This is a genomic window from Jiangella mangrovi, assembly GCF_014204975.1.
GTDB lineage: Bacteria > Actinomycetota > Actinomycetes > Jiangellales > Jiangellaceae > Jiangella > Jiangella mangrovi.
Map to the genome: position 1 here is coordinate 2,484,218 of NZ_JACHMM010000001.1, position 22,299 is coordinate 2,506,516.

The 22,299-nt window shown below is 73.6% G+C and carries 22 protein-coding genes; 9 read left to right on the forward strand and 13 right to left on the reverse strand.

Translation table 11 applies throughout. The annotated features are described in order from the left end of the window. The first annotated feature begins 27 nt into the window (after nt 1-27). Genes HD601_RS11610 through HD601_RS11620 form a run of 3 tightly spaced genes read left to right on the forward strand, consistent with a single transcriptional unit; the run spans nt 28 to nt 1,955 of the window. Nucleotides 28-654, forward strand: a complete 627-nt coding sequence (locus HD601_RS11610) for a cob(I)yrinic acid a,c-diamide adenosyltransferase (RefSeq protein WP_184822013.1) — start codon at nt 28-30, stop codon at nt 652-654. Between the two features lie 10 nt (nt 655-664). Continuing rightward, nucleotides 665-1,294, forward strand: coding sequence for an MBL fold metallo-hydrolase (locus tag HD601_RS11615; protein ID WP_184822015.1), 630 nt, complete (start codon nt 665-667; stop codon nt 1,292-1,294). 37 nt (nt 1,295-1,331) lie between these two features. Beyond that, on the forward strand, nt 1,332-1,955 hold the full coding sequence (locus HD601_RS11620; protein ID WP_184822017.1) for a hypothetical protein: 624 nt from the start codon (nt 1,332-1,334) through the stop codon (nt 1,953-1,955). Nucleotides 1,956-2,105: 150 nt separating this feature from the next. Here the strand turns inward: HD601_RS11620 and HD601_RS11625 are convergent, their stop codons facing one another. The 7 genes from HD601_RS11625 to HD601_RS11655 form a co-directional block, all read right to left on the reverse strand. Next, on the reverse strand, nt 2,106-3,881 hold the full coding sequence (locus tag HD601_RS11625) for an IucA/IucC family protein (protein ID WP_184822019.1): 1,776 nt from the start codon (nt 3,879-3,881) through the stop codon (nt 2,106-2,108). After that, nucleotides 3,868-5,190: a SidA/IucD/PvdA family monooxygenase gene (locus HD601_RS11630; protein WP_184822021.1), complete on the reverse strand. Its 1,323-nt coding sequence runs from the start codon at nt 5,188-5,190 to the stop codon at nt 3,868-3,870. Before HD601_RS11630 ends, HD601_RS11625 begins: the two co-directional genes overlap by 14 nt. Continuing rightward, nucleotides 5,187-5,795, reverse strand: a complete 609-nt coding sequence (locus HD601_RS11635) for a GNAT family N-acetyltransferase (protein WP_184822023.1) — start codon at nt 5,793-5,795, stop codon at nt 5,187-5,189. The genes HD601_RS11630 and HD601_RS11635 overlap by 4 nt, the downstream gene beginning before the upstream one ends. 105 nt (nt 5,796-5,900) lie before the next feature. Next, nucleotides 5,901-7,685 carry an IucA/IucC family protein gene (locus HD601_RS11640; RefSeq protein WP_184822025.1) on the reverse strand — a complete coding sequence of 595 codons (1,785 nt, stop codon included), beginning with the start codon at nt 7,683-7,685 and terminating at the stop codon, nt 5,901-5,903. Nucleotides 7,686-7,689: 4 nt separating this feature from the next. Further along, a complete protein-coding gene (locus HD601_RS11645; protein WP_184822026.1) occupies nt 7,690-9,267 on the reverse strand; it encodes a pyridoxal-dependent decarboxylase in 1,578 nt (525 codons plus the stop codon). Next, the gene (locus HD601_RS11650) at nt 9,264-10,652 is read right to left on the reverse strand and encodes a diaminobutyrate--2-oxoglutarate transaminase family protein (RefSeq protein WP_343076402.1); all 1,389 of its coding nucleotides are present in this window, start codon (nt 10,650-10,652) and stop codon (nt 9,264-9,266) included. The genes HD601_RS11645 and HD601_RS11650 overlap by 4 nt, the downstream gene beginning before the upstream one ends. Nucleotides 10,653-10,728: 76 nt before the next feature. Beyond that, entirely contained in the window at nt 10,729-11,622 is an 894-nt protein-coding gene (locus tag HD601_RS11655; protein WP_184822028.1) for a DUF4190 domain-containing protein, read from the reverse strand. A 159-nt stretch (nt 11,623-11,781) separates the two neighbouring features. Here HD601_RS11655 and HD601_RS11660 point away from each other — a divergent pair, with 159 nt between their 5' ends. Then, nucleotides 11,782-13,155: a M14 family zinc carboxypeptidase gene (locus tag HD601_RS11660; protein ID WP_184822030.1), complete on the forward strand. Its 1,374-nt coding sequence runs from the start codon at nt 11,782-11,784 to the stop codon at nt 13,153-13,155. Here HD601_RS11660 and HD601_RS11665 read toward each other — a convergent pair. The 4 genes from HD601_RS11665 to HD601_RS11680 all read right to left on the reverse strand — a co-directional run bounded on the left by HD601_RS11665 (nt 13,115) and on the right by HD601_RS11680 (nt 15,146). Next, complete coding sequence (locus tag HD601_RS11665; RefSeq protein ID WP_184822032.1) at nt 13,115-13,573, reverse strand: SRPBCC family protein; 459 nt, start codon at nt 13,571-13,573, stop codon at nt 13,115-13,117. The genes HD601_RS11660 and HD601_RS11665 overlap by 41 nt on opposite strands. A gap of 73 nt (nt 13,574-13,646) precedes the next feature. Beyond that, nucleotides 13,647-14,210 (reverse strand): helix-turn-helix domain-containing protein, encoded by a 564-nt coding sequence (locus tag HD601_RS34735; protein ID WP_343076498.1) that lies wholly within the window; start codon nt 14,208-14,210, stop codon nt 13,647-13,649. Next, entirely contained in the window at nt 14,114-14,563 is a 450-nt protein-coding gene (locus HD601_RS11675; RefSeq protein ID WP_184822036.1) for a DUF6597 domain-containing transcriptional factor, read from the reverse strand. Before HD601_RS11675 ends, HD601_RS34735 begins: the two co-directional genes overlap by 97 nt. A 28-nt stretch (nt 14,564-14,591) precedes the next feature. Beyond that, nucleotides 14,592-15,146, reverse strand: coding sequence for a CGNR zinc finger domain-containing protein (locus HD601_RS11680; protein WP_184822038.1), 555 nt, complete (start codon nt 15,144-15,146; stop codon nt 14,592-14,594). Nucleotides 15,147-15,244: 98 nt separating this feature from the next. Between HD601_RS11680 and HD601_RS11685 the strand changes: the two genes are divergently transcribed. The 5 genes from HD601_RS11685 (at nt 15,245) to HD601_RS11705 (ending at nt 20,207) form a co-directional block, all read left to right on the forward strand. Beyond that, nucleotides 15,245-16,510 carry an MFS transporter gene (locus tag HD601_RS11685; RefSeq protein WP_184822040.1) on the forward strand — a complete coding sequence of 422 codons (1,266 nt, stop codon included), beginning with the start codon at nt 15,245-15,247 and terminating at the stop codon, nt 16,508-16,510. Between the two features lie 208 nt (nt 16,511-16,718). Continuing rightward, nucleotides 16,719-17,423 carry a VOC family protein gene (locus HD601_RS11690; RefSeq protein ID WP_184822042.1) on the forward strand — a complete coding sequence of 235 codons (705 nt, stop codon included), beginning with the start codon at nt 16,719-16,721 and terminating at the stop codon, nt 17,421-17,423. 1 nt (nt 17,424) lies between these two features. Beyond that, nucleotides 17,425-18,312, forward strand: a complete 888-nt coding sequence (locus tag HD601_RS11695; protein WP_184822044.1) for an arginase family protein — start codon at nt 17,425-17,427, stop codon at nt 18,310-18,312. A gap of 91 nt (nt 18,313-18,403) precedes the next feature. Continuing rightward, nucleotides 18,404-19,153: an NPCBM/NEW2 domain-containing protein gene (locus HD601_RS35645; RefSeq protein WP_184822046.1), complete on the forward strand. Its 750-nt coding sequence runs from the start codon at nt 18,404-18,406 to the stop codon at nt 19,151-19,153. A gap of 49 nt (nt 19,154-19,202) precedes the next feature. After that, nucleotides 19,203-20,207: a PHP domain-containing protein gene (locus HD601_RS11705; RefSeq protein ID WP_184829723.1), complete on the forward strand. Its 1,005-nt coding sequence runs from the start codon at nt 19,203-19,205 to the stop codon at nt 20,205-20,207. Between the two features lie 315 nt (nt 20,208-20,522). Here HD601_RS11705 and HD601_RS11710 read toward each other — a convergent pair whose 3' ends face one another. Both HD601_RS11710 and HD601_RS11715 read right to left on the reverse strand, forming a co-directional pair. Further along, the gene (locus HD601_RS11710; RefSeq protein ID WP_184822048.1) at nt 20,523-21,722 is read right to left on the reverse strand and encodes an MFS transporter; all 1,200 of its coding nucleotides are present in this window, start codon (nt 21,720-21,722) and stop codon (nt 20,523-20,525) included. After that, entirely contained in the window at nt 21,719-22,279 is a 561-nt protein-coding gene (locus tag HD601_RS11715) for a TetR/AcrR family transcriptional regulator (protein WP_184822050.1), read from the reverse strand. The genes HD601_RS11710 and HD601_RS11715 overlap by 4 nt, the downstream gene beginning before the upstream one ends. Between the last annotated feature and the right edge of the window lie 20 nt (nt 22,280-22,299).

Here is a 22,299-nt window from a genome sequence, read left to right on the forward strand (position 1 = left end):
GAGCATCCCACCCCGTAGGGTGGAGACGTGGTCAGGCTGACGAGGATCTACACCCGCACCGGCGACGACGGCACCACCGGGCTGGGCGACTTCAGCCGCACCCGCAAGACCGACCCGCGGCTGGCCGCCTACGCCGACGCCAACGAGGCCAACGCGGCCATCGGGGTCGCCGTCGCCCTCGAGCGCGGCGGCACCGGCGGCGCCGGGCTGGAGCCCGATGTCCTCGGCGTCCTGCAGCGGGTCCAGAACGACCTCTTCGACGTCGGCGCCGACCTCTGCGTGCCGCTGAAGCCCGAGTACGAGTACCCGCCGCTGCGGGTCCAGGCCGGCTGGATCGAGGAGCTCGAGGCCGACTGCGACCGCTACAACGCCGAGGTCCCCAAGCTGACCTCGTTCATCCTGCCCGGCGGCAGCCTCACCGCCGCCCAGCTGCACGTCGCCACCACCGGCGTGCGACGGGCCGAGCGGTCGGCCTGGCGGGCCATCGAGGAATACGGCACGGGCGACGACGGCGGCGTCAACCCGCTCACCGCGACCTACCTGAACCGGCTCTCGGACCTGCTGTTCATCCTGTCCCGCTACGCCAACCGCGCCGACGGCGACGTCCTCTGGCAGCCGGGCGGCGGACGCGCGGAACCGCCGCGGGAGCGCTAGCCTCGGGATCATGAGGCTGACGAAGTACGAGCACTCCTGCGTCCTCGTCGAGGACGGCGACGCCCGCATCCTCATCGACCCGGGCAGCTTCTCGCGCGGGTTCGAGACGCTCACCGGGCTGACCGCCGTGCTCGTCACCCATCAGCACCCCGACCACGTCGACGTCGAGCGATTGCGGCAGGTGCTCGAGCGCAACCCCGAAGCCGTGCTGCACGCCGACGGCGGCACCGCGACCGTGCTGGCCGAGTCCGGCATCGCCGCCACGGGCGTCCAGCCGGGTGAGCGGCTGCACGTCGGCACCACGGTCGACGTGTTCGGCGGGCAGCACGCGGTGATCCACCCCGACGTGCCGGTCATCCCGAACGTCGCCTACCTGATCAGCGGCCGGTTCCTGCACCCCGGCGACTCCTACACGATCCCCGACGTCGACGTCGAGATCCTCGGCATGCCCACCAACGCGCCGTGGTCGAAGGCCAGCGAGGTCATCGACTACGTCCGGGCCCTCACGCCGGACGTCGCCATCCCCATCCACGACGCCCTGCTGGCCATCCCCGACCTCTACTTCGCCCTGTACGACCGGCTGACGCCCGACGAGACGGAGCTGCGGGTCCTGGCGCCGGGCGACACGTTCGAGGCCTGAGTCGCGGGCCGCTGCGCACACAAGGGACAATGGAGACGTGACCGAAGGCAGATCCGAGCGCCACCACCACCGGCGACCGCAGCTGCGCTCCGAGCTGCCCGATCTGCTCGGCGACCCCGACCCCGCCGACCGCACCGCCGTCGCGCACGCCACCGCAGCCGCCGTCCTGCAGGCCGCCCGGGCCGAGCCCGGCACCACACCCCGCCTCCTCGAGCTCGCCGACCGCATCGGCCTCGACGAGATCGCCGAACTCTGGCGCGGCTCCGGCCCCGGCACCCTGCCCGGCACGCTCTGGTCGCTCTACCTGCTGCGCAGCTGGGTGCACCGCAACGGCGCCGAGGCCGCGCGCGTCTTCGCCGTGGGCGAGCGCGTCGCAGAGGTCTCGACGGCGGTCGCAGGAGTCGCGCACCCGCCCGGCCCGGACGAAGTCGCCGCCCTCGGCGACGCCGTCCTCACCAGCGCCTTCACCGGCGACTTCGCCGTCGCCCTCGAACGCGCCGGCGCCTTCTGCCGCGTCGTCGCCGCCGGCCGCGCCCACTCCGCCGACGACCTCCCCGAAGAGGAAGGACGGCGGCAGACCCGGCTGGCGAAGGGGAACCTCCGCATGGCGGAAGAGCTCGAGCACGCCGCGGGGCTATGGCGTCGGGACGAACTTCACTAGGCCTGAGTGGGTGGGTGCGGCCGGAAGGCTGCGCCGGCTCCGCTTCGCGGCGGTGAAGCATGCCGCGTGCGCTCTTGACGCCGGCTCCGCCTTCCGGCCGCACCCACCCCGCGGCTCGGCTCGTGCGGCGCTCTGTCGCTCCGGGGCGGCTCAGTGGGGGAAGTGTGGGGAGAGGGGGTTGGGGACGGTGCCTTGGGCTTGGATGACGGGGCGTTCGGGGTCGTCGGCGTAGCCGCGTTCGAAGAGGCGCAGGCGGTTCAAGCAGAGTTTCGGGAAGGTGGGGGACTCGAGGTCGAAGATGGGGAAGCGGTCGGAGAGTTCTCCGCGGAATCTGTTCTGGTAGGTGGTCAGCACTGTGCGTGCTGAGGTCCAGAAGTCGCGTTCTGACAAGCCCATGCGGTCGGTGAGGAGTTCGGCGAGGTAGCGGTAGACGCAGATCAGCAGGCCGTTCTGGAGGTACTTGCGCAGCGTCTTGCCGTCGAGGATCACGTCGGCCAGGGCGGCGCGGACGGCGGGGGTCAGGCCGGCGTGCTCGGGGATCGACTCGGAACAGATCGCGAGGTCGTCGACGAAGTCCTTGACGACCAGCCGGGTCGGGACGCCGTCGCGGTGGACGATCATGCAGTTCTGGCCGTGCGGCGAGAACATCGCGCCGTACTTGTAGAGCACGTGCAGCAGCGGCGGCAGGACCGCCTGATGGAGCCGCTCGACCCACTCGGCCGCCGTCAGCCCGCTGCGCTCGACCAGGGCGCCCGCGAACGTCCCGCCGGACGGGTCGACGTGCATCAGGGCGGCCAGCGAGACCGCCTGCTCGCCGTCGCGCAGGTACGGCTGCACCGGCTCGCGCCAGATGGCCCCGAGCAGCTCGGTGTACTGGTACGGCGCCCCCGCCATGGTGGAGTACACCGGGTGCGCCACGCTGACCCCGGCCACCTCGCCGAGCAGGATCAGCCCGGTCTCGCGCAGGAAGTCGTCGCCGTCGACCACCGACGACAGCCAGGACGTCAGCGCCGGCGCGGCCAGCGTCCGCTCGCGCGGCAGCCCGCGGTAGACCGACGTGTTGAGGATCGACAGCGGCAGCTTGAGGTAGCGCCGCGTGGGGTCGTCGAGGTCGGTCATGGTGCGGATCGCCAGCTGCGGGCGGTACCGCGCCGGGCCCTCGCCGCGGAAGACCAGCTCGCCCCGGGCCAGCTGCGCCGCGTGCAGCGGCAGGATCCGGTGCGCCCACTGCCACGGATGCACGGGCACGAAGACGCACGTCGACGGGTCCAGCCCGCCCAGCTGCGCCCCCGCCCGCAGCGCCTCGAACGCCGCGTCGCCGACCTGCTCGCGTACGACGGCGTGATGGTCCAGCCCGTCGACGGTGACGGCGTCGGCCACGGAGGGCGACGCGGCCAGCCAGAGCAGCCGGACGTCGGCCCGGGCCTCGGGCGGGTAGGCGAGCAGGTCGTCGGCGCCGAAGCCGACCCGGCCCTTGTTGGCGACGATCCACGGGTGCCCGGTCAGCTCGGCCTCGACCAGCACCGGTTCGAGGTCGACGAGCTCGGCCGCCGGACGCGCCGTCGCCAGTTGCCGCGCGTCGGTCAGCAGCGTCGAGGACAGCTCCGAGACGGCCCCGGCGACGGTGGACGGCTCGGCGCCCGCCGCGGTCAGCACCGCCGTGAACACCTCGACGGCATCGGGCAGCGCCCCGCCGTCGGTGGCTCCGCCACCGGACCAGGACAGCGACTCGGGGAGCACCCGCCACCAGTCCAGCGCCCGCCGCACCGCTCGCCCCGTCAGGGTCCCGCCCGGCAACTCCACCGCGAACGCTCCGGACGCGGAGATCGCCGGCGCGATGATCTCTTCGTAGCGGAACTCGGTGAGCAGCTTCGCGATCAGCTCGCGGCTGGCTCGCTCCCACTGCTCCAGGTCAGGGGTGGTCATGGGGACGGGCCTCCTCGGGGACGCCGAAGCTCTGGTAGACGGTGCGGTCGGGGACGGCGTAGACCTGCCGACCGGCCAGCTGGTTGACGATGACGGCGTTGCGGTGCGCGCCGAGCCCGAGGTCGGGGGCGCCGACGCCGTGGGTGTGCAGCTCGGCGTTCTGGGCGAACAGCGTCGACGGCGCGCCGGACGCCAGCGTGAGCCGGTAGTCCAGCGAGACCTCGGGCCGGCCCAGCGCGTCGAGCGCGACCAGCCCGGACTCCACCGGCAGCGGCGCCGGCTCGTGCCCCGTCCCCAGCACCACGACGTCGGTGTCGCGGGTGAACGTGCGGTCCTGGTCGCGCTGCCGCCAGGTGAGCCGCCACCGCCGTCCGGGCACCGGCGACGGATCGATCGCCAGCAGCTCGCAGGAACCCGCGTACGCCACCGGCGGGTCGTCGCGATCGACCGTCGCCTCGTAGAGCAGGTCGTAGATGCGCTCGCTGGTCTCGGCCGACAGGCCCTTGTAGAGCAGGTCCTGGCCGGCCCGGAGCTCGTCGCGCCGCGCCGGCGGCAGCCCGTGGAAGTACGCGGTGTACTCGGGCGTGAAGTGCTCGAGCCCGAGCTTGGAGTACTCCATGGGCAGGAAGCCGCGCGAGCGCGTGAACCAGTCGAGTGTCAGCCCGCTGGGCAGCCCGGCGTCGAGTAGGTCGGCGACCACCTCGCCGGCGCTCTGCCCGGACCCGACGACGGTGACGGCGGACGCCGTGACCGCCTTCTCGCGATAGGTCAGGTAGTCCTCGGTGTGGAAGACGTCCTCGCCCAGCACCTCGCGGGCCATCTGCGGCACGAACGGCCGGCTGCCGACGCCGAACACCACCGACCGCGCGGTGTGCTCCTCGGCCGACCCGTCCGCCGTCACGACGGCGACCCGCCAGCCGCCGTCCGGCCCGCCGAGCGGCGTCACCGACGACACCCGGGCGCCGAACCGGCAGGACGGCAGCGACTCGGCGACCCAGCGCGCGTAGGCGTCGAACTCCGCCCGCGGCACGTGGAACCGCTCGTAGAAGTAGAACCGGTACAGCCGCCCGCGCTGGTGCAGGTAGTTGAGGAAGGACCAGCGGCTGGTCGGGTCGGCCAGCGTCACCAGGTCGGCCAGGAACGGCACCTGCAGCGTCGTGCCGGGCAGCATGAGCCCGGGGTGCCAGGCGAACCGGGGCGACGCCTCGAAGAAGACGGCGTCGACGTCCACCGGCGAGAGCAGCGCGGCCAGCCCCAGGTTGAACGGTCCCAGCCCGACCCCGATGACGTCGTGCTCGTACCCACTCACGAGACCGCCCCCGCAGCAGACGCCGTCGCCACTGCTGCGCGGTCGCCGGGCCAGCGCGCGTCGAACTCGGCCCGCGTGCAGGCCAGCACCGCCGCCCGCTTCTCCGGCAGGTCGACCTCGCCCAGCGACGAGAGCCCGAGCCGGTCGCAGTAGGCCAGCATGCGGCCGTTGCGCACGTCGGGCTCGCAGACGGCGCGGTCGCCGCGGTTCAGCGACCACGCCAGGACGGCCCGGCCCATGAGCCGAGGCACCCCGGTGCCGAGCATGGACAGCGGCCCGACCAGGAGGTGGAACCCCTGGTCGCCCGCCTGCGCGGGGTAGTACCCGACCAGCGGATCGTCGGCGACGACATAGGTCTCGACGTAGCCGAACGGCACTCCGTGCGCCGACACCAGCCACGGCCGCAGGTGCGTCAGCTCGGTCAGATACGACCGGATCTCGTCGAGCGACACCCCGAGCTGCCACCACGGCACCACGTGCGACCGGTTCATCCAGTCGTGGACCAGCTCGGCGTCCTCGGCCGCCCGCACCGGCGCGAATGTCAGCTCCTCCGTCGTGCCGGGCAGCGTGACCGACCAGGCCACAACATCAGTCGATCGGCTCATGCGGCAATTCCTCACTCAAACCGTTCGACGGCCGGGTTCGACCAACGACTCGGCGGGACCTCCGGCCCCGCGTCGCCGTCGGTGCCGCATGAGCCTCCCTGGGCGTCATGTCCCCACCACCCCCAGCAGCGGGTTCGGCAGCGTCACGTACACCGACTGCGTCGCGATGTCGCCGACCAGCTCGTCCATGTCGTGCGCCCGGGTCAGGAGGTTGGCCTTGCAGGGCCAGCGGTCGTCGTCGAGCAGCCGGTCGAGCAGCGTGGCCGGGTAGCGCCCGCCGCGCGTGCGTTCTTCGGTCAGCACCCGGCGCAGGTCGCCCAGCAGCACCGACTCGTCGATCGACGGCCCGAGCGCGTTGACGACGCCGAGGGTGAGGTTGACGAACAGGTAGTAGACCAGCCGCTCGTCGGCCAGCTCCTCGGGGAAGATCGACTCGGTGACCTCGCCGAGCCCGGGCACGACGGCGACGAGGTCGCCATGGGCGGCCTCGCGGTGGAAGTAGCCCTGGCTGTCGCGGTAGACACCGCGCACCGGCCAGCCGTCCTCGAGCTCGACCAGCGTGTTCTGCTGGTGCGCCTCGAAGCACAGCCCGACGTCGAGGTAGAGCCGGGCCAGCGAGCGCACGACGACGTCGCAGAACCGGCCGAACCACTCGCGGGCGACGGCGTCCTCGGTGCGTCCCTCGCGGGCCGCGATGCCCGCGACGATGGCCCCGAGCCGGCTGCGTCCGCCGTAGGGGTGGTCCTGGCAGAGCGTGGTGAGCGCGCTGACGTCGCGCGAGCCGCCCGGCCCCCACCGGTTCGCCCTGAACAGCACGGAGAACCCGTTCAGTACTGCGCCGTCGCGGGCCACCGTCAGGTAGGCGGGGTCCTGGACGAGGGAGAAGTGCGGCGCGGCCGCCCGTGTCCACTCGCCGACGACGGTGCGCTCCAACGCCGCCGACTCCACCGCGCGGTCGAGCTCCTTGGGCAGCGTCACCCGCATGGAGTTGGTCACGCGCACGTGCAGGCTGAACTTCAACTGCCAGGGCGCGTCGGCGCGGTACACCGTCCGCACCGAGGTGGTCGGCAGGAACGGCGACCCCCACGCGCCGAGGTCGACGACCGCGCCGGTGTCGAACAGCTCCGCCGTCTGCGGGTCGGCCGCGAGCCGGTCGGCCTCGTACGGGTGCGCCGGCAGCAGCACGCGGTCGCCGCCGACCGCGTCGAGGGTCGCCCGCAGGGACGCGAGGTCGACGGCGGGATCGCCGCGCAGCAGCGCTGCGGCCAGCTCGGGCGCCGGGGTGTCCAGTGCGCTGCCGTGCCGGACGAGCGAGCGGTCGGCCGCCAGCCAGCGCAGCGCGAACCGGCCGCCGGTCTCGGGGGAGAACCGCAGCCGCTCGACGGCGCCCAGCTCGCCCCGGCTCTTCGGCGTGGGGTGGACGAGGTGACCCAGCAGCAGCGCCTGCTCGGTCTCGATGAACGTCAGCGGCTCGGCGGACCAGAGCCGGTCGACCTCGCCCGCCCGGCCGTCGAGGTACCCGGCGACGGCGGCGGCGCTGTCGAGAACCCGGGCGAGCAGCGGCTCGGTGCGCAGGCCGGTGCCGGGCAGCGCGTCGGCGAGCAGCACGGCCAGCTGCGCCAGCCCCACCGGCCGCGGCTCGCCGTCACCGATCCGGACCAGCGCCGGCAGCTCGAGCTGGTGCCGGAACGTCGCCGAGACGCGGCGCACGCCGACCAGCAGCCGGGCGTTCCAGTGCGGCAGCGCGACGACGATGCGCGGGCCGGCCGGGCCGCCCTCCAGCGTCCAGCCGGGAACCTCGCGCAGCCAGCAGGACAGCAGCGCGTGCGCCGTCGCGTCGTCGGCGGCCGTGGTGGGCGACGGCGCGGTCGCCTCGAGCACACCGGTCATGACATCAGTCGATCGGCTCATACGGCGAAGCCTCCCTCGCACTGTTCGGCGTTCGGTCTCGACCGACGTTTCGGCGGGACCTCCGGCCCCGCGTCGCCGTCGGTGCCGCATGAGCCTCCTTGGCCGCCTCCTCGATGCCGGCCGACGCCTCGGCCGCGATGGCGGCGAGCAGGCCGGCGACGTCGTCGTGGGTGGTCATGGGGTTGGTGAAAGTGATCTTGAGGACAACGCGGCCACGGTAGCGCGTGCGTCCGACAACGGCCCGGCCCGACGCCAGCAACCGCCGCTGGACCTGCGTGTTCAGCCGATCCAGCAACGCCTCGTCGACCCCGTCGGGGCGGCAGCGGAACAGCACCGTCACGGTCTGCGGCGGCGCCAGCACCTCGAGGCCCGGCACCCGCCGCGCAGCCTCGCCGGCCTTCGCCGCGAGGTCGACCAGGTGCTCGACCAGCCCCGCCATCCGCCGCCGTCCGGTGGCCCGCAGTGATACCAGGATCTTCAGCGCGTCGAACCGGCGCGAGGTGTCCAGCGACCGGTCGACCAGGTTGAGGACGTCGTCGTCCTCGGTCCGGTTGAGGTAGTCGGCCGGCTCGCGCACGCTCCCCAACGTCGACCCGTCGCGGACCAGCAACGCGCTCGCGCCGATGGGCTGCCACCAGAGCTTGTGCAGGTCGGCCGTGATGGAGTCGGCCCGCTCCAGCCCGGCGACCAGCGGGCGCAGCCTGTCGCTGAGCACGAGCGCCGACCCCACGGCGGCGTCGACGTGGAACCAGGCCCCGGCGGCCGCGGCCCGGTCGGCCAGCGCGTTCAGGGGGTCGACGGCGCCGGTGTCGGTCGTGCCGGCGGTCCCGACGACGGCGATCGGCGCCCCTCCGGTCTGCGCCAGCTGGTCCAGGGTCCGGTCCAGCGCGGCGACGTCCATGCGGCCGTCGTCGTCGGTGGTGACGGCGACGACGGCGCCACGGCCCAGCCCGAGCACGGCGGCGGCCTGGCGGACGCTGACGTGCGCCCCGGCCGAGGCCAGGATGCGCCAGCGCCCGGCGCCGGCCGGCAGCCCGCTGAGGTTGGCCCCGCCGGCGGCGTGGTCGCGGGCGAGCAGCAGCCCGAGGAGATTGGACGCCGTCCCGCCGGAGGTCAGTACCCCCGACGCCGTCGCAAACGGCAGCCCGATCAGCTCGTTCAGCCGGCCGATGAGCCGGTCCTCGACGTAGGTCGCCATGGGCGCCTGGTCGTAGGAGTCCATGGACTGGTTCGTCGCGGCGATCGCCAGCTCCGTGGCGGCCGCGGTCAGCAGCGTCGGCGGGTGCAGGTGGGCGGCGCACCACGGGTCGGTGACGCGCGCGCCGTGCGCCAGCACCGTCCGGCCGACGTCGGCGAGCACCTCGCCGAGCGGCTCGCCGTCGTCGGGCAGCGGTTCGATGGCGCTCGCCGTCTCGCGCAGCCGGGCCGGGCCGACGGACGGGAACGGACTGTGGTTACCGGCCGGGTGGGTCGCGGCCAGGACGTCGAGCACCTCGGCGACCGCCGCCCGCAGTGCCTCGTGCGCGGCCGGGCTGCCGTCGAGGAACAGCGGCGCGCTCACCGCTCGGTCTCCGCGTGGACGGCGAGCAGCGCGGCGCCGAACGCGTCGACCACCCGGTCGATCTCCTCGTCGGTGATGACCAGCGGCGGCAGGAAGCGGACGACGGCGTCGTGGGAGCCGCCGACCTCGACGATGACGCCGTTCTCGAGCATCGCCCGCTGCACGCGGGCCGCGAGCCAGCCGTCCGGCACGGGCACGCCGTCGGCGTCGACGACAACCGGGTCGACCAGCTCGGCGCCGGTCATGAGGCCGCGGCCGCGCACGTGCCCGACCCGGGGGTCGTCGGCGGCCACAGTGAGCAGGCCCTCGGTGAGCCGGCGGCCGGCCTCGCGCGCACGCTGCGCCAGTCCGGCGCGGACCACCTCGCGGATCGTCGCGGCGCCCGCGGCGAGGGCCAGCGTCTGGCCGCGGAACGTGCCCGCGTGCGAGCCGGGCTGCCAGCCGTCGAGCTCGCCCCGGTACACGACCACCGCTAGCGGCAGCCCGCCGCCGATCGCCTTCGACAGCACCAGCACGTCCGGGTCGAGCCCGATGGCGTCACCGGCCCAGAGATCGCCGGTGCGGCCGAGACCGGTCTGCACCTCGTCGGCGATGAGGACGGTGCCGGCCGCACGCGTCGCCCGGCGGACCGTCGCGGCGAACGACGCCGGCATCGGCTGCACGCCGCCCTCGCCCTGCACCGGCTCGGCGATGACGGCGGCCGGCGTGACGATGCCGCTGAGGTCGTCGGTCAGGGCCCACTCGACCAGGCGGCCGGCCATCGCGGCGCCGTCACCGGCGTCCGCCCCGAACGGGGATCGGAACGCCGTCGGGAACGGGAGGTGGTGCACGTCGGGCAGCAGCGAGCCGAGCGGCTCCTTGACCGCCTTGCGGCCGGTGAGCGCGAGCGTGCCCTGGGTCATGCCGTGGTAGGCGCCGCCGAACGCGACCACCCCGGACCGGCCGGTGGCGGTGCGGGCCAGCTTGACGGCGGCCTCGACGGCGTCGGCCCCGGTCGGCCCGCAGAACAGGATGCGGCCGTCGCGCAGCGGCTCCGGCAGCACCTCGAAGAGCTGGGTGACGAAGCGGTCGCGGACCGGCGTCGGCAGGTCCAGCGTCGACAGCGGCGTGCCCTCGTCGAGCACGTCGCGCAGCGCCTGGACGACGACGGGGTGGTGGTGGCCGAGCGCCAGCGCACCGGCGCCAGCCAGGCAGTCGATGTAGGTGCGGCCCTGGCGGTCGCGCACGGTGCTGCCCTGGCCGGCGACCAGGGCGATCGGCAGGCGGCGCGGGTAGGAGCGGGCGGAGGATTCTCGTTCGCGTTGGCGTTCGAGCAGGTCGTCGGCGGGTTCGGTGGTTCCGGTTGCCGGTGGTTCGGCGAGCCTGACACCCTCGTGGTACGCCACGGACGCGGTCCTTTCGCGGAGAATGATCTGCAGTCAACTAGGTTTGCCTAACCTAACTCAGACTGCAAGTTCCCCGTCAGATCCCCGTCTGCTCCTTCAGGCTCCCGGTGAGTGTGCCCTCCATGGCCATGGCGATGCAGACGATCGCACGGTCCTGCGGCCACATCTCCTCCGCCGGGTACAGGTAGTGGAAGCCGATGTTCTGATCCTCGTAGGCCCGCGTCGAGTACGTGCGCAGCGCCTCCCAGCAGCGCTCGTCCGCCTGGGCGATGATGCCGTCGAGCCCGGGATAGTCGTCGCGGGTGAGCTCGAACGTCGCATACACCTCGCCCTCGTGCGGCTCGGAGCACGGGACGGCCGGCAGCGACACGACGCTGGTGTCGTCCTCGACGTCGCGCAGCCCGTTGAGGCAGTCGCCGATCTCGATGTCGTACGCCGACAGGTCGCCCTCCTCGGTGAGCTGACCGGCCTCGTCGCGCTCGGGTTCGGTGATGCTCGAGACGAGGCCGAGGCCGATCAGCCCGGCCACCCAGACACCGGCGCAGACGAGTCCCGCGACGGCCAGTCCGCGGCCCGCCTGCCGGCCGTTCGCCGTCCGTCCCAACGCGATGACGCCGAACGCGATGGCCAGCGGGATGCCGCCGATGATGCCGAACACCAGGGCCGCGACCGCGAGGCCGTTCGTCCCCGGCACGCGCTCGGGCGGCCGCTGACCTGGCCACGGGCCCGGCGGACCGTACGACGGGCCGTAGGGCGGGCCGTACTGAGGGCGCGGGTAGGCGCCGTAAGGCTGCTGCGGATGGCCGGCCTGCTGCTGGGCGGCCTGCTGTTCGCGCAGGTACTGGATGTACGGCGGGAACTGCTGCTGCTCGGACCCGGCCCGGTGCTCGCCGTACGACGGCGGCGGCGTGACCGGCGCCCGGTACGGGTCGGCCGGCGGCGTGGGCGGCTGGGCGCCGGGGTCGGACATGACCGGAAGCTACCGCACGGCCATGACTCATGCAGCGCAACGTGACATGCCATACCTCTCGTGGGAATAGTGACAAACCGATAACCTTCGGGTCAGGCCGGACGATCTTGGCCGGCCCCGCTCAGCCCCCCTGTCGGTTCTGCGGAGAGGAATGCGTTCATGAGGCGTACTGATCACTCCCGTCCGAGGCGTCGCACCCTGGTCCTGGCGGCCGCCGCCGTCCTGGCGGTCCCCGCGGTCGCCGTCCCCGCCGCCGTCGCGACCGAGCCATCGCCGTCGTCGGCCGATGCCGAGGCCGCGGGGCTGCCGTCCGGCAACACCGCGTACCGGACGCTCGCCGACTACGAGGCCGACATGGCCGCCCTGGTCGCCGAGCACCCGGACCTGGTCAAGCCGGTCACGCTGCCCTACCCGACGACGTCCGGCCGCACGGTCCGCGGCATCGAGATCAGTACGAACGTGCAGGCCGACGACGGCAAGCCGGTCTTCGTCGACGTCGGCATGCACCACGGCAACGAGTTCCCCAGCGGCGAGCTGACCATGGAATACGCCATCGACCTCGTCGAGAGCGCCGCGGCCGGCGACCGGTACGTCACCCGCCTGCTCGACCGCGCGCGGGTCGTCGTCGTGCCGATCGTGAACGTCGACGGGTTCGTCCGCGGCCGCCGTCAGACCGACACCAACACCGACATGAACCGCAACTACGGCATGGGCTGGCTGCCCATCTCGACCGGCGGCGCGGCGCCGTGGTCGGAGCCCGAGACGCGCAACATCGAGTGGCTGCTGTCGACCCGCCAGGCGGTCGTGTTCAACACCCAGCACACCTGCATCCAGGTCGTGCTGTACCCGCCGCTGCAGCTCGCCGCCGGCCCCGCCCAGGACGTCGGCCGGCTGCACGCGCTGGCGTCCGAGATCGCCGCCATCTACGGCCCGGGCTACGACGCGCTGCCCTCGGCCGAGGACTACGAGACCACCGGCGAGGCGATCGACTGGGCCTACTACGCGACGCGCGGGCTGTCGATCACGACCGAGACCTGCCCCGACTCCGGCGTCGCCCGGACCTACCAGACCCAGGTGCTGGACGTGTACGACGAGCACCGCGAGGCGATGTTCACCGCCCTCGAGACCGCCGCGGACCCCGGCCAGTACGCCGTCATCGACGGCAAGGGCCCCAAGGGCGCCGTCCTGCGCATCACCAAGGCGTTCGACATGTACACCAGCCCCTACCTGCAGCCCGACGGCAGCACCCGGCCCACGTCGTTCACCACCACGCTCGAGTCGGACCTGACCATCGACAGCCGCAACGGCAAGTTCGAGTGGGCCGTGAACCCGTCGTACCGTCCCATCCCGGCCTACCAGGAGGACGGCGTGCACGGGTTCCAGACCGGGTTCTACGAGGAGCCGTGGATCCTCACCTGCGAGCTGCCCGACGGCACCGTCCTGCAGACCGTCCCCGTGAACGTGAACCTCGGCGAGACCGCGACCGTCGACCTCAAGGAGTGCCGCCGCGAGTTCCACCAGGCGCGCCCGTAACCGCGTGCCTGAACGCGTCGAGCTGGCCGCCGTCGGCCCGCCGGATCGCCGCCCGGAGCAGTGGGCCGAACATGGTCCACCAGCCGCGGGTGCGGACGTCGGCGGCCAGCATGACCGTGGTGCTCTCGCTGGTGTCGCCGGCGCTCGGCTCGACGGTGTACGCGTAGTCGGCGGTGACGCCGCCCTGCACGGACGTGAGGGTGAGCGAGCGGCCGGGGTCCAGCGCGGTGATCGTGCTGGTGCGGTCCTTGCCGCGGGCGCGCACGGTCAGCTCGGTGCCGACGGCGGTCGCCCCGCCGGCCTGCACGGCCTCGACGCCGGGCATCCAGTCGGCTGCTCGGGACCAGTCGGTGAGCGCCGTCCACACGGCGTCGGCGGGCTGGTCGATGACGGTGGTGGCGTGGAAGGCCTCGGTCACGGGCCTACCGTGCTCCGGCCGGGTGGCGGCGGTCTTGTACGGATTTCACCTGGCGGTCAGAGGCGGGACCCGGTCAGCGGCGGGGAACGAAGCCGGGTGCCGCCTGGTCGGGGGTGAAGCTGCCGCGCTGGGCCGCGACGTACTCCGACGGCGTCACGCCGGTGTGCCGCTTGAAGTCGCGGATGAAGTGGCTCTGGTCGAACCAGCCCAGCTCCGCCGCCAGCGCCGGCCACGGCACCGGCGCGTAGACGTCGAGCCGGGCGAGCAACACCCGCAGCCGCAGGATCCGGGCCAGTACCCGCGGACTCAGCCCGACGACCTCGGTGAACTCGCGGTCCAGGTGACCGTGCGACACCCCGAGCTCCGCGGCGAGCGCGCCAATCGCGCGGGCCGGGTCCGCTTCGAGGGCGGCGACCGCTCGTTCGCAGCGCTCGAGTCCTGGTCTGGTTGGGTGCGGGAGGGGGAGGGGTCTCGCTCGGAGGGTGTCGCCTCCTGGCTGCGTCCCGTCCCGCTCCTGTGCGCGGCGTTCGGAGCCCGTGGTCAGGGTCGTGGTGAGGGCGTCGAGCAGGGAGTCGGGGCCGGCGCCGGAGCGTCGAGGTGCAGGAGTCGTCGTCGCAGCGGCGTGGCCGCCGGCCAGGCCGTCAGGAGGTCCACGACCCGGCCGCGGATCGTCGCCGGCCGGATCCCGAACACCGCCTCGCAGCCCACCGGCGTCGTCACGATCCCCACGCAGTGGGTCTCGCCCAGCGGCTCGTTGACGACCGGGCGGTCGTGCGGTCCGAGGAGGAACCCGGTGCCGGTGACCAGCGGCTCGCCGGCGCCGTCGGCCGGGGTCTCGCGGATCGGGTCCCCCAGCACCACGACCGCGACCGTCGAGCCGGTCGGCGCGATCCGCTCGTCGGGGTAGTCGATGCGCCCGCGCGCGAACCAGATCGACTCCACGAAGCGCTCCAGCCCCTCCGGCCGGCGCGAGACGAAGCGGAACTCCATGGGGCCAGTGTCGCGCCCCGGCCGCGGATCAGGGGGTCGTGTGCGCCTCGTAGTAGCGGCGGGCCTTGTCGCGGCTGCCGCACGTGGCCATGCTGCACCACCGTCGCCGGCCGTTCTTGCTGGTGTCGAGGAACACCCAGCGGCACGACGGGCACTCGCCCAGCCGGTCGAGCGGACCCGCGCTGAGCAGCGCGACCGCCGAGGCCGCGACCTCCCAGAGCAGGACGCGCATCGTCTGCGGCGCCGCCCACGAGAGCCGGAAGCCTGCGCCGTCGTCGATGAACCGGGCGTGCGCGACCCCCTCGGCGTGCACCGCGTGGAGGTCCTCGACGTCGTCGGTGGCGGGGCGCTCGCCGTGCGCGAGCGGCCGGAACGTCCGGTAGACCGTCTCGCGCAGGTCGCGGGCCGCCGGCAGCGTGTAGTCGAGGCTCGGGTCGCCGTCGACGGGGTGCCCCACTGCGCGGGCCCAGGTGAGTGCCTGCTCGGGCGTCGCCAGCCAGTCGCGCGTGGCGACCGGGCGCGCGTTGACGGTGTTCGCGAAGTCGAGGCAGAGCGCGTTGCCGACCAGTTCGACGTCGGTCATGCCGTCGAGGGTATCTCACCATTCATCGCGTGTTGACAGGTGAGGTTGATTCATGGGACTACTTGACCAGTGAAACGCTGATGAAGGGTGAGAATCCGATGCGCGTGCTGCCGGTGTCGCTGGGCCGGTCGTTCAACGGGCTGTGGTTCGGGACGGGCGCGGCCAACCTCGGCGACGGCATGGCGCTGTTCGTGCTGCCGCTCCTGGCCATCGCCGTCGGCGCGTCGGCCGGCGGGGTCGCGGCGGTGACGGCGGCGCTCACCCTGGCCTGGCCGGTGTTCGGGCTGCACGCCGGCTGGATCGTCGACCGCGTCGACCGGCGCACGCTGCTGGCGGTGGTCAGCGCCGTGCGCGGGCTGCTGCTGGCCGGCGTCACCGCGGCGTTCGTGACCGACGTGCTGTCGCTGCCGCTGATCCTCGTCGCCGCCGTCCTGCTGGGTGTCGCCGAGACCCTCGTCGACACCGCCTTGACGTCGACCATCCCCATGGTGGTCGAGCCGGCCGGGCGCAGCCGGGCCAACGCGCGCATCGAGGCGACCGTCAACGTGACGAACCAGCTGGCCGGCCCGCCGCTCGCCGGGCTGCTGGCCGGGGCGACGCTGGCGCTGGCGACCGGGGCGAGCGCGGCGCTCTACGTGCTCGCCGTCGGCGGGGTGCTGGCGATGACCTCGCGGCGGACGGGAACGGAGGCGGGCGCGGGTGCCGGGGCGCGGCGGGCGAAGGGCGAGTTGGTCGCCGGGTTCCGATTCCTCTGGGGCCAGCCGGTGGTCCGCACGCTGACGCTCTTCACCGCCGCCATGAACGTCGTCTGGGCCGTGGCGACGGCGCTGCTGGTCGTCTACGCCGTCGAGCCCGGGCCGCTGGGGCTGACGGCGGCGCAGTACGGCCTGCTGCTCACGGCCATGGCGGTCGGCGGACTGCTGGCGTCGGTGCTGGTCGAGCCGCTGCGCCGGTGGGCCGGAACCACGCGGCTGATGATCGCCGACGCCGTCGGGACGGTGCTGTTCGTGCTGCCGGTCGCCGTCGGGGCCGGCATCTGGGCGGTCGCCGCGGGCGCCGTCGTCGCCGGGGCGGGGTCGAGCATCTGGCGCATCCTGGCGGCGACCGTCCGGCAGAACCTCTCGCCGCCGGAGCTGCTCGGCCGTATCTACTCGGCGTCGCGGATGATCAGCTGGGGCGTCATCCCGGCCAGTGCCGCCCTGGCCGGCATCGTGGCCGAGGTCTGGAGCCTGCGGACGGCGTTCGTGGCGGCCTCGGTGCTGGGCGTCGTCGTGCTGGTGACGTTCGTGCGGTTCGCGCTGCGCAACGACCTCGACGCCGCCGTCCGCGGCCCCGCCGGTGACTCCCTGTCGGCGGCGGGCTAGGGGTTCGGCCTCTGGATCGAGCCGACGACCCGGATGCCGTACTGGTCGATCACCTGGGTGACGTGGCCGTACTTGTCGGCGTGCCCGCGGGCGGCCTTCTCGGCGCTGCCGTAGGAGGCGAAGGGCCGGCCGGCCTTCTACCAGTGCCATCGCTCGGAGGCCCGAGAAGGTCACGCCGTTGTCGGACCCGCGTGTGAGGATGGCCGGCATGAGTGGAGGTGAGGGCGAGCAGCGGCCGCTGAGTCGGTCCGAGGCGTCGGCGGCGGTCGAGCACCTCGGCTGGCGCTACCTGCTGGCGCGGTTCCAGACGGGTGTCGCCGTGGGCTCGCCGGCTCAGGCGGTCGACGTCGCGGCGACGGCGGTGCGCGCGGCCGGCGGGGCCGGCGCTCACCTGCGCGTCGACCTCCGGCCCGGGCGGGTGCTGCTGAGCCTGCAGGACGAGTCGATCGCCGACGTCACCGCACAGGAGGTCGCGGCGGCGGCCCGCATCACGACGGCGTTGCGCGCGGCCGGGCGCACCGCCGATCCCGCGGTCGGCGCGCCGGAACCACGCGCCGAGCAGGCACTCGAGATCGCCGTCGACGCGCTCGACATCCCGGCGGTGCGGCCGTTCTGGAAGGCGGTCCTCGGCTACGTCGGCGAGGCCGGGCGCGACGGTCCCACCCACGCGCTGGTCGACCCGCTCGGACAGGGGCCCGCGGTCTGGTTCCAGCAGATGGTTGCGCCGCGGCCGCAGCGCAACCGCATCCACTTCGATCTCACCCTTCCGCACGACGAGGCCGAGCGACGGCTGCGGGCCGCGGTCGACGCCGGCGGCACCGTCGTCAGCGACGGGCGGGCGCCGGCGTTCTGGGTGCTCGCCGACCCCGAGGGCAACGAGGTCTGCATCTGCACCTGGCAGGGGCGCGACTGACATGGCGGCGACGACGTTCGGCCTGCTCGGAGTCCCGTCCAGCGCGGCCGCGCACTGGCCCGGCATCGAGCGGGGCCCAGCCGCGCTCCGCGAGGCCGGCCTGGTCGAACTCCTGCGCGCCGCCGGCCTCGACGTCGCCGACCACGGCGACCGGCCGGCGCGCCGGTTCGCGGCGCAACGCGCGGACGGCGGGCTGAACAACCTCGCCGCCGTGCTCGACGTGCTGGCCGACACCCGTGCGGCGGTCGCCGAGGTGTTGGTCGCGGGCCGGCTGCCGTTCGTCGTCGGCGGCGAGTGCACGCTGACCATCGCGGTCCTCAGCGCGTTCGCCGACGCCGGCCGGCCTCTGGGCCTCATGTACGTCGACGGCGGCCAGGACCTCATGAACCTCGCCGACCATCCGCACGAGCCCATCGCCGACGGCATGGGGGTCGCGCACCTGCTCGACCTCCCCGGCACCGCGCCGGAGCTGAGCTCGTTCGGCCCGCGGCGCCCGCTGCTCACCGCCGACCACGTCTGCTTCTTCGGCTACGCCGACGACGACGAGGACCTGCACGGCCGGGTCCCCAGCTGGCGCTTCCCCGCGGCGTCGGTCGCGCCCGACCCCGCCGCCTCGGCCGGGCTGGCGCTCGCCGCCCTCACCTCCGTCGCCGGCCGCTTCCTCGTCCACCTCGACATCGACGTCGTGAACTTCCTCGACCTCCCCGCCGCCGACGTCCCGCAGTACCGCGGCCTCTCCCTCGACCAGGTCATGGCGGCGGTGGCGGTCATGACTCGGCACCCCGGCTTCGCCGGCCTCGTCCTCACCGAGTTCAACCCCGACCACGGCGAGCCCGACGGCTCCACCGCCCGCCGCCTTGCCGAAGCCGTGGCCACCGCCCTCGGCTGACGATTATCCAAGTGTCCGGCCCTGCCGTTAGGCTCCGGCGCCGTGCAGGCGGCGCCGGAGGGCGTCGGCCGTCAGCTGGGGGGCTGAGAACGTGGCTGAGACCATGCCGCAGAACGACGACGACCAGGGCGGGATCCAGGACGAGCGGACCGGCCGCCGGTGGGCCCAGCATCCGTGGCTCAACGGGTTGATCGGGGCGGGCGGCGCGGCTGTCATCGGGGTGATCGGCACCGCGCTGCTCACGCAGTCGGACCAGATGACCGTCAACTTCGGCGACGACTCCGCCGTCGTCGCGCAGCCCGAGACCGTCACCGTCACGGAACCGGCCGAGACGGTCACCGTCACCCGAACCGTAACGCCGCGACCCACGGCGACGCCGGTGTCCGCGGAGGGCGAGGACGACGAAGGTGGCGGGCAGGTCGTCGCCGGCCGGGCCGGGCTCACCTATCTGGCCGACCTCGACCTGGCGGGCTACGACGGTGACTACGACTCTCGCGAGGCCGAGGTGCTCGGGGAGCGGATGACGCAGTCGATGGTCCAGAACCTGTCGTGCAACTACCCCACCAAGCGGATCGAGTGGAACCTGAGCGGCGACTACAGGACGTTCACCGCTCGTGCCGGGCTCGACGCCGACTCCGCGAACAACGACGCTGTCGCTCGGTTCCGGGTGCTGGTGGACCAGGACGAGGTGCTGGCGGAGGCGGACCTCGGGCTGCGCACCATCGAGGAGTTCGAGGTCGACGTCACCGGCCGGCACCGGCTCATCCTCGAGATCGTCGCGCTGGGCGAGGACACCTGCTCCGGCGCCGCCGCGGTATGGGGGGACGCGGCGATCACCTGAGCCGGGGGACACTGGGTCCGTGACAGCCGACCCCACGCCGGGCGACCTCATGCGGCGCATCGCGTTCCTGCTGGAGCGCGCCCGCGAACCCACGTACCGCGTGCGCGCCTTCCGGACCGCCGCCGCCACCGCCGACTCCATCGGCATCGCAGAGCTGGTCGAGCGGATCGAGGCGGGCACGCTGACCGAGCTGCCCGGCATCGGCAAGGTGACGGCGACCGTCATCACCGAGGCGCTGGGCGGCGAGGTCCCGGTGTACCTGCGCCGGCTCGAGGCGACGGGCGGGCGGCCGGTCGCCGAGGGCGGGGCCGAGATTCGTGCCGCGCTCCGCGGCGACCTGCACGTGCACTCCGACTGGTCCGACGGCGGCAGCCCGATCGAGGAGATGGTGCGGACCGCGGCCGGGCTGGGGCACGAGTACGTCGCGCTCACCGACCACTCGCCGCGGCTCACCGTCGCCAACGGGCTGTCGCCGGAGCGGCTGCGCAAGCAGCTCGACATCGTCGACGAGCTGAACGCGAGGAACGAGCACGGCATCCGGATCCTCACCGGCATCGAGGTCGACATCAACGAGGACGGCTCGCTCGACCAGAGCGACGAGCTGCTCGGCCGCCTCGACGTCGTCGTCGCGAGCGTGCACTCGAAGCTGCGCATGAAGTCCGACGAGCTGACCGAGCGCATGGTCACCGCCATCGCCAACCCGCACACGGACGTCCTCGGGCACTGCACCGGTCGGCTCATCACGGGCGGCCGCGGCACCCGCCCCGAGTCGACCTTCGACCCCGAGATCGTGTTCGCCGCGTGCGAGCGGTTCGGCGTCGCCGTCGAGATCAACTCGCGGCCCGAGCGGCTCGACCCGCCCAAGCGGCTGCTCCGCCTCGCCGTCGAGGCCGGCTGCTCGTTCGCCCTCGACACCGACGCGCACGCGCCCGGCCAGCTCGACTGGCAGCCCTACGGGTGCGAGCGCGCGGCCGCGTGCGGCGTCCCTATCGAGCAGATCGTCAACACCTGGCCGGTCGACGACCTGCTGGCCTGGACCGGGCGCGGCTCGTAGGCGAAAGGCCGAGCAGTTCCGGACCACCATCCTCGACGTTGTCCACCAGCTCGTCACCGATCCGCCCACCCCCTGCTGACGACGCCCGCCGCGCCCGCGGTCGAGGATGAATGACGTCGACATGTAGACGCTGATGCCAACAAGCTGTTGGCCTGAGCGTCTACACGCCGAACGGGTTCTCTCGCCCGGGCGGCTCGGCCGCAGCGCCCGGGCCGTCCCGCCCGCACTGACGATGACGGCGGCGGCGGTCGGGGACGGCATCTCCCCAGACCGCCACGGAACCCGCGCCAGGCCCCAGCGCCGTCGCCAACACCGTCAGTGCGGGCGACGGACGGCGAGCGCCCCGGCGACCAGGGCGACGCCGGCGAGGACGGCGCATCCCCAGAGCGCCGCCGTCGGACCGTGACCGTCGACCAGGACGCCCAGCAGGCTGGTGGTGCCGGCGGCGATGCCGACGCTCAGCCCCAGCGCCATGCCGGCGGCCAGTCCGGCGTGCCGCGGCAGGCCGTCCTGGGCGACGATGACCAGCGGATAGAAGATGCCCTCGAGCACGAACCCGATGACGATCAGCAGCACCACCGCGAGCACCGGCCCCGTCGCCGGCAGCACCAGCGACAGCGGGAGCAGAGCGAGCACCGACACCAGGACGACGGGACGGCGGCCGTGGCGGTCGCCGAGCGCGCCGGCGGTGTAGGTCCCGACGGCTCCGGCGAGCAGCATGGCGGTGACGGCGGCGCTGCCGAGTCCGACGCCGGAGCCGAGGGTCTGGTCGAACCAGACCGGGGCGAACGCCATGAGCCCGAACAGGACGCCCGCGGCCGCCGTCGCGCCGAGGGTCGCGAACGTGAACGTCCGCCAGTCGCTCGGCAGCACCGCGCCGGCCGCATCGGCGTCGGCGGCCGCGGAACCGGCCGGCACGTCGGACGAGATGCCGCGGCCCAGCACCAGCGCCCCGAGCAGCGGCAGGACGGCGACGGCGCCGGCCGCCTCGATGCCGTACGCCGCGCCGAGTGGGACCGCGAGCGCCGGGCCGACGGCGAAGCCGATGTTGCCGCCGAGCGCGAACACGCCCAGTGCGGCGCCGGGGCTGGCCGCGGCGGCCGCACGGGTCGCGCGGAACGCCTCGGGGTGGAAGACGGCCACGCCGAACCCGCCGATCAGCAGCGCGACGGCGATCGCCTGGAACGACGACAGCATGGTCGCCGCGAGCAGCCCGAACCCGGCCAGCAGCAGCCCGAGCGGCTGCAGCCAGGCGGCGCGGACGCGGTCGCCGATGACGCCGGCCAGCGGCTGCATGACCGACGACGCGAGGCTGCCGGCCAGGACGAGCAGCCCGGCGTCGGCGTAGGACATGCCCCGTTCGGCGACGAAGAACGGGATCAGCGCGGGCACGGCCGCCTGGAACAGGTCGGCGCCGGCGTGGGCGACGGTGAGCCGGGCGACCCGGCCGCGGTGCACGCCCTCGCCCGGGATCACCCGCTCGAGCACGGACGTCACAGCGGTCGCGGCGCTCACGGCAGCAGCCCGTGCAGCGTGAGGTCGAGGACGGCGCCGGTCGAGCGCTCGGCGGACCACCGGTGCTCGCGGCGCAGGTGCAGGTAGGTCTCGGTGACCTGGACGTACAGCACGGTCGCGGCCTCCTCGGGATCGGCGAACGCGCGCAGCGAGCCGTCCAGCGCGCCGTCGCGCAGCAGCCGGACGATCGGCGCGGTGAACTCGGAGCGGGTCAGGGAGTCGTCGCCGGGGTCGTGGTAGATCGCGTTCAGCGTGGGGTCGTCGAGCCCGGTGAGCAGGTCCGACCGCTCGTCGGTGATGACGCAGATCGCCTCGAACGCCGCGGTCAGCCGGGTGCGTGCGTCGCCGTCGCCGGCGAGGACCGGGAGCAGCCGCTCGCGCTCCTCGCGGGCGAGCTCGTCGCGCAGCGCCACGAGGATGGCGGTGCGCGTCTCGCCGCGGCGGTACAGGGTGACGCGGGTGATGCCGGCCTCCTTGGCGATGTCGGCCATGGAGGCGCCGGCCAGCTCCTGCCGCTCGGCCAGCCGTTTGGCCGCCGCGAGCACGTCGTGAGACACCCTGACATCATTCACGATAC

Bases quoted from the DNA above. Each gene is read 5' to 3' on its own strand.
- HD601_RS11615 (WP_184822015.1), top strand. From the start codon at position 665: ATGAGGCTGACGAAGTACGAGCACTCCTGCGTCCTCGTCGAGGACGGC.
- HD601_RS11625 (WP_184822019.1), bottom strand. From the start codon at position 3,881: ATGACCACCCCTGACCTGGAGCAGTGGGAGCGAGCCAGCCGCGAGCTG.
- HD601_RS11635 (WP_184822023.1), bottom strand. From the start codon at position 5,795: ATGAGCCGATCGACTGATGTTGTGGCCTGGTCGGTCACGCTGCCCGGC.
- HD601_RS11640 (WP_184822025.1), bottom strand. From the start codon at position 7,685: ATGACCGGTGTGCTCGAGGCGACCGCGCCGTCGCCCACCACGGCCGCC.
- HD601_RS11655 (WP_184822028.1), bottom strand. From the start codon at position 11,622: ATGTCCGACCCCGGCGCCCAGCCGCCCACGCCGCCGGCCGACCCGTAC.
- HD601_RS11660 (WP_184822030.1), top strand. From the start codon at position 11,782: ATGAGGCGTACTGATCACTCCCGTCCGAGGCGTCGCACCCTGGTCCTG.
- HD601_RS11675 (WP_184822036.1), bottom strand. From the start codon at position 14,563: ATGGAGTTCCGCTTCGTCTCGCGCCGGCCGGAGGGGCTGGAGCGCTTC.
- HD601_RS11680 (WP_184822038.1), bottom strand. From the start codon at position 15,146: ATGACCGACGTCGAACTGGTCGGCAACGCGCTCTGCCTCGACTTCGCG.
- HD601_RS11685 (WP_184822040.1), top strand. From the start codon at position 15,245: ATGCGCGTGCTGCCGGTGTCGCTGGGCCGGTCGTTCAACGGGCTGTGG.
- HD601_RS11690 (WP_184822042.1), top strand. From the start codon at position 16,719: ATGAGTGGAGGTGAGGGCGAGCAGCGGCCGCTGAGTCGGTCCGAGGCG.
- HD601_RS11695 (WP_184822044.1), top strand. From the start codon at position 17,425: ATGGCGGCGACGACGTTCGGCCTGCTCGGAGTCCCGTCCAGCGCGGCC.
- HD601_RS11705 (WP_184829723.1), top strand. From the start codon at position 19,203: ATGCGGCGCATCGCGTTCCTGCTGGAGCGCGCCCGCGAACCCACGTAC.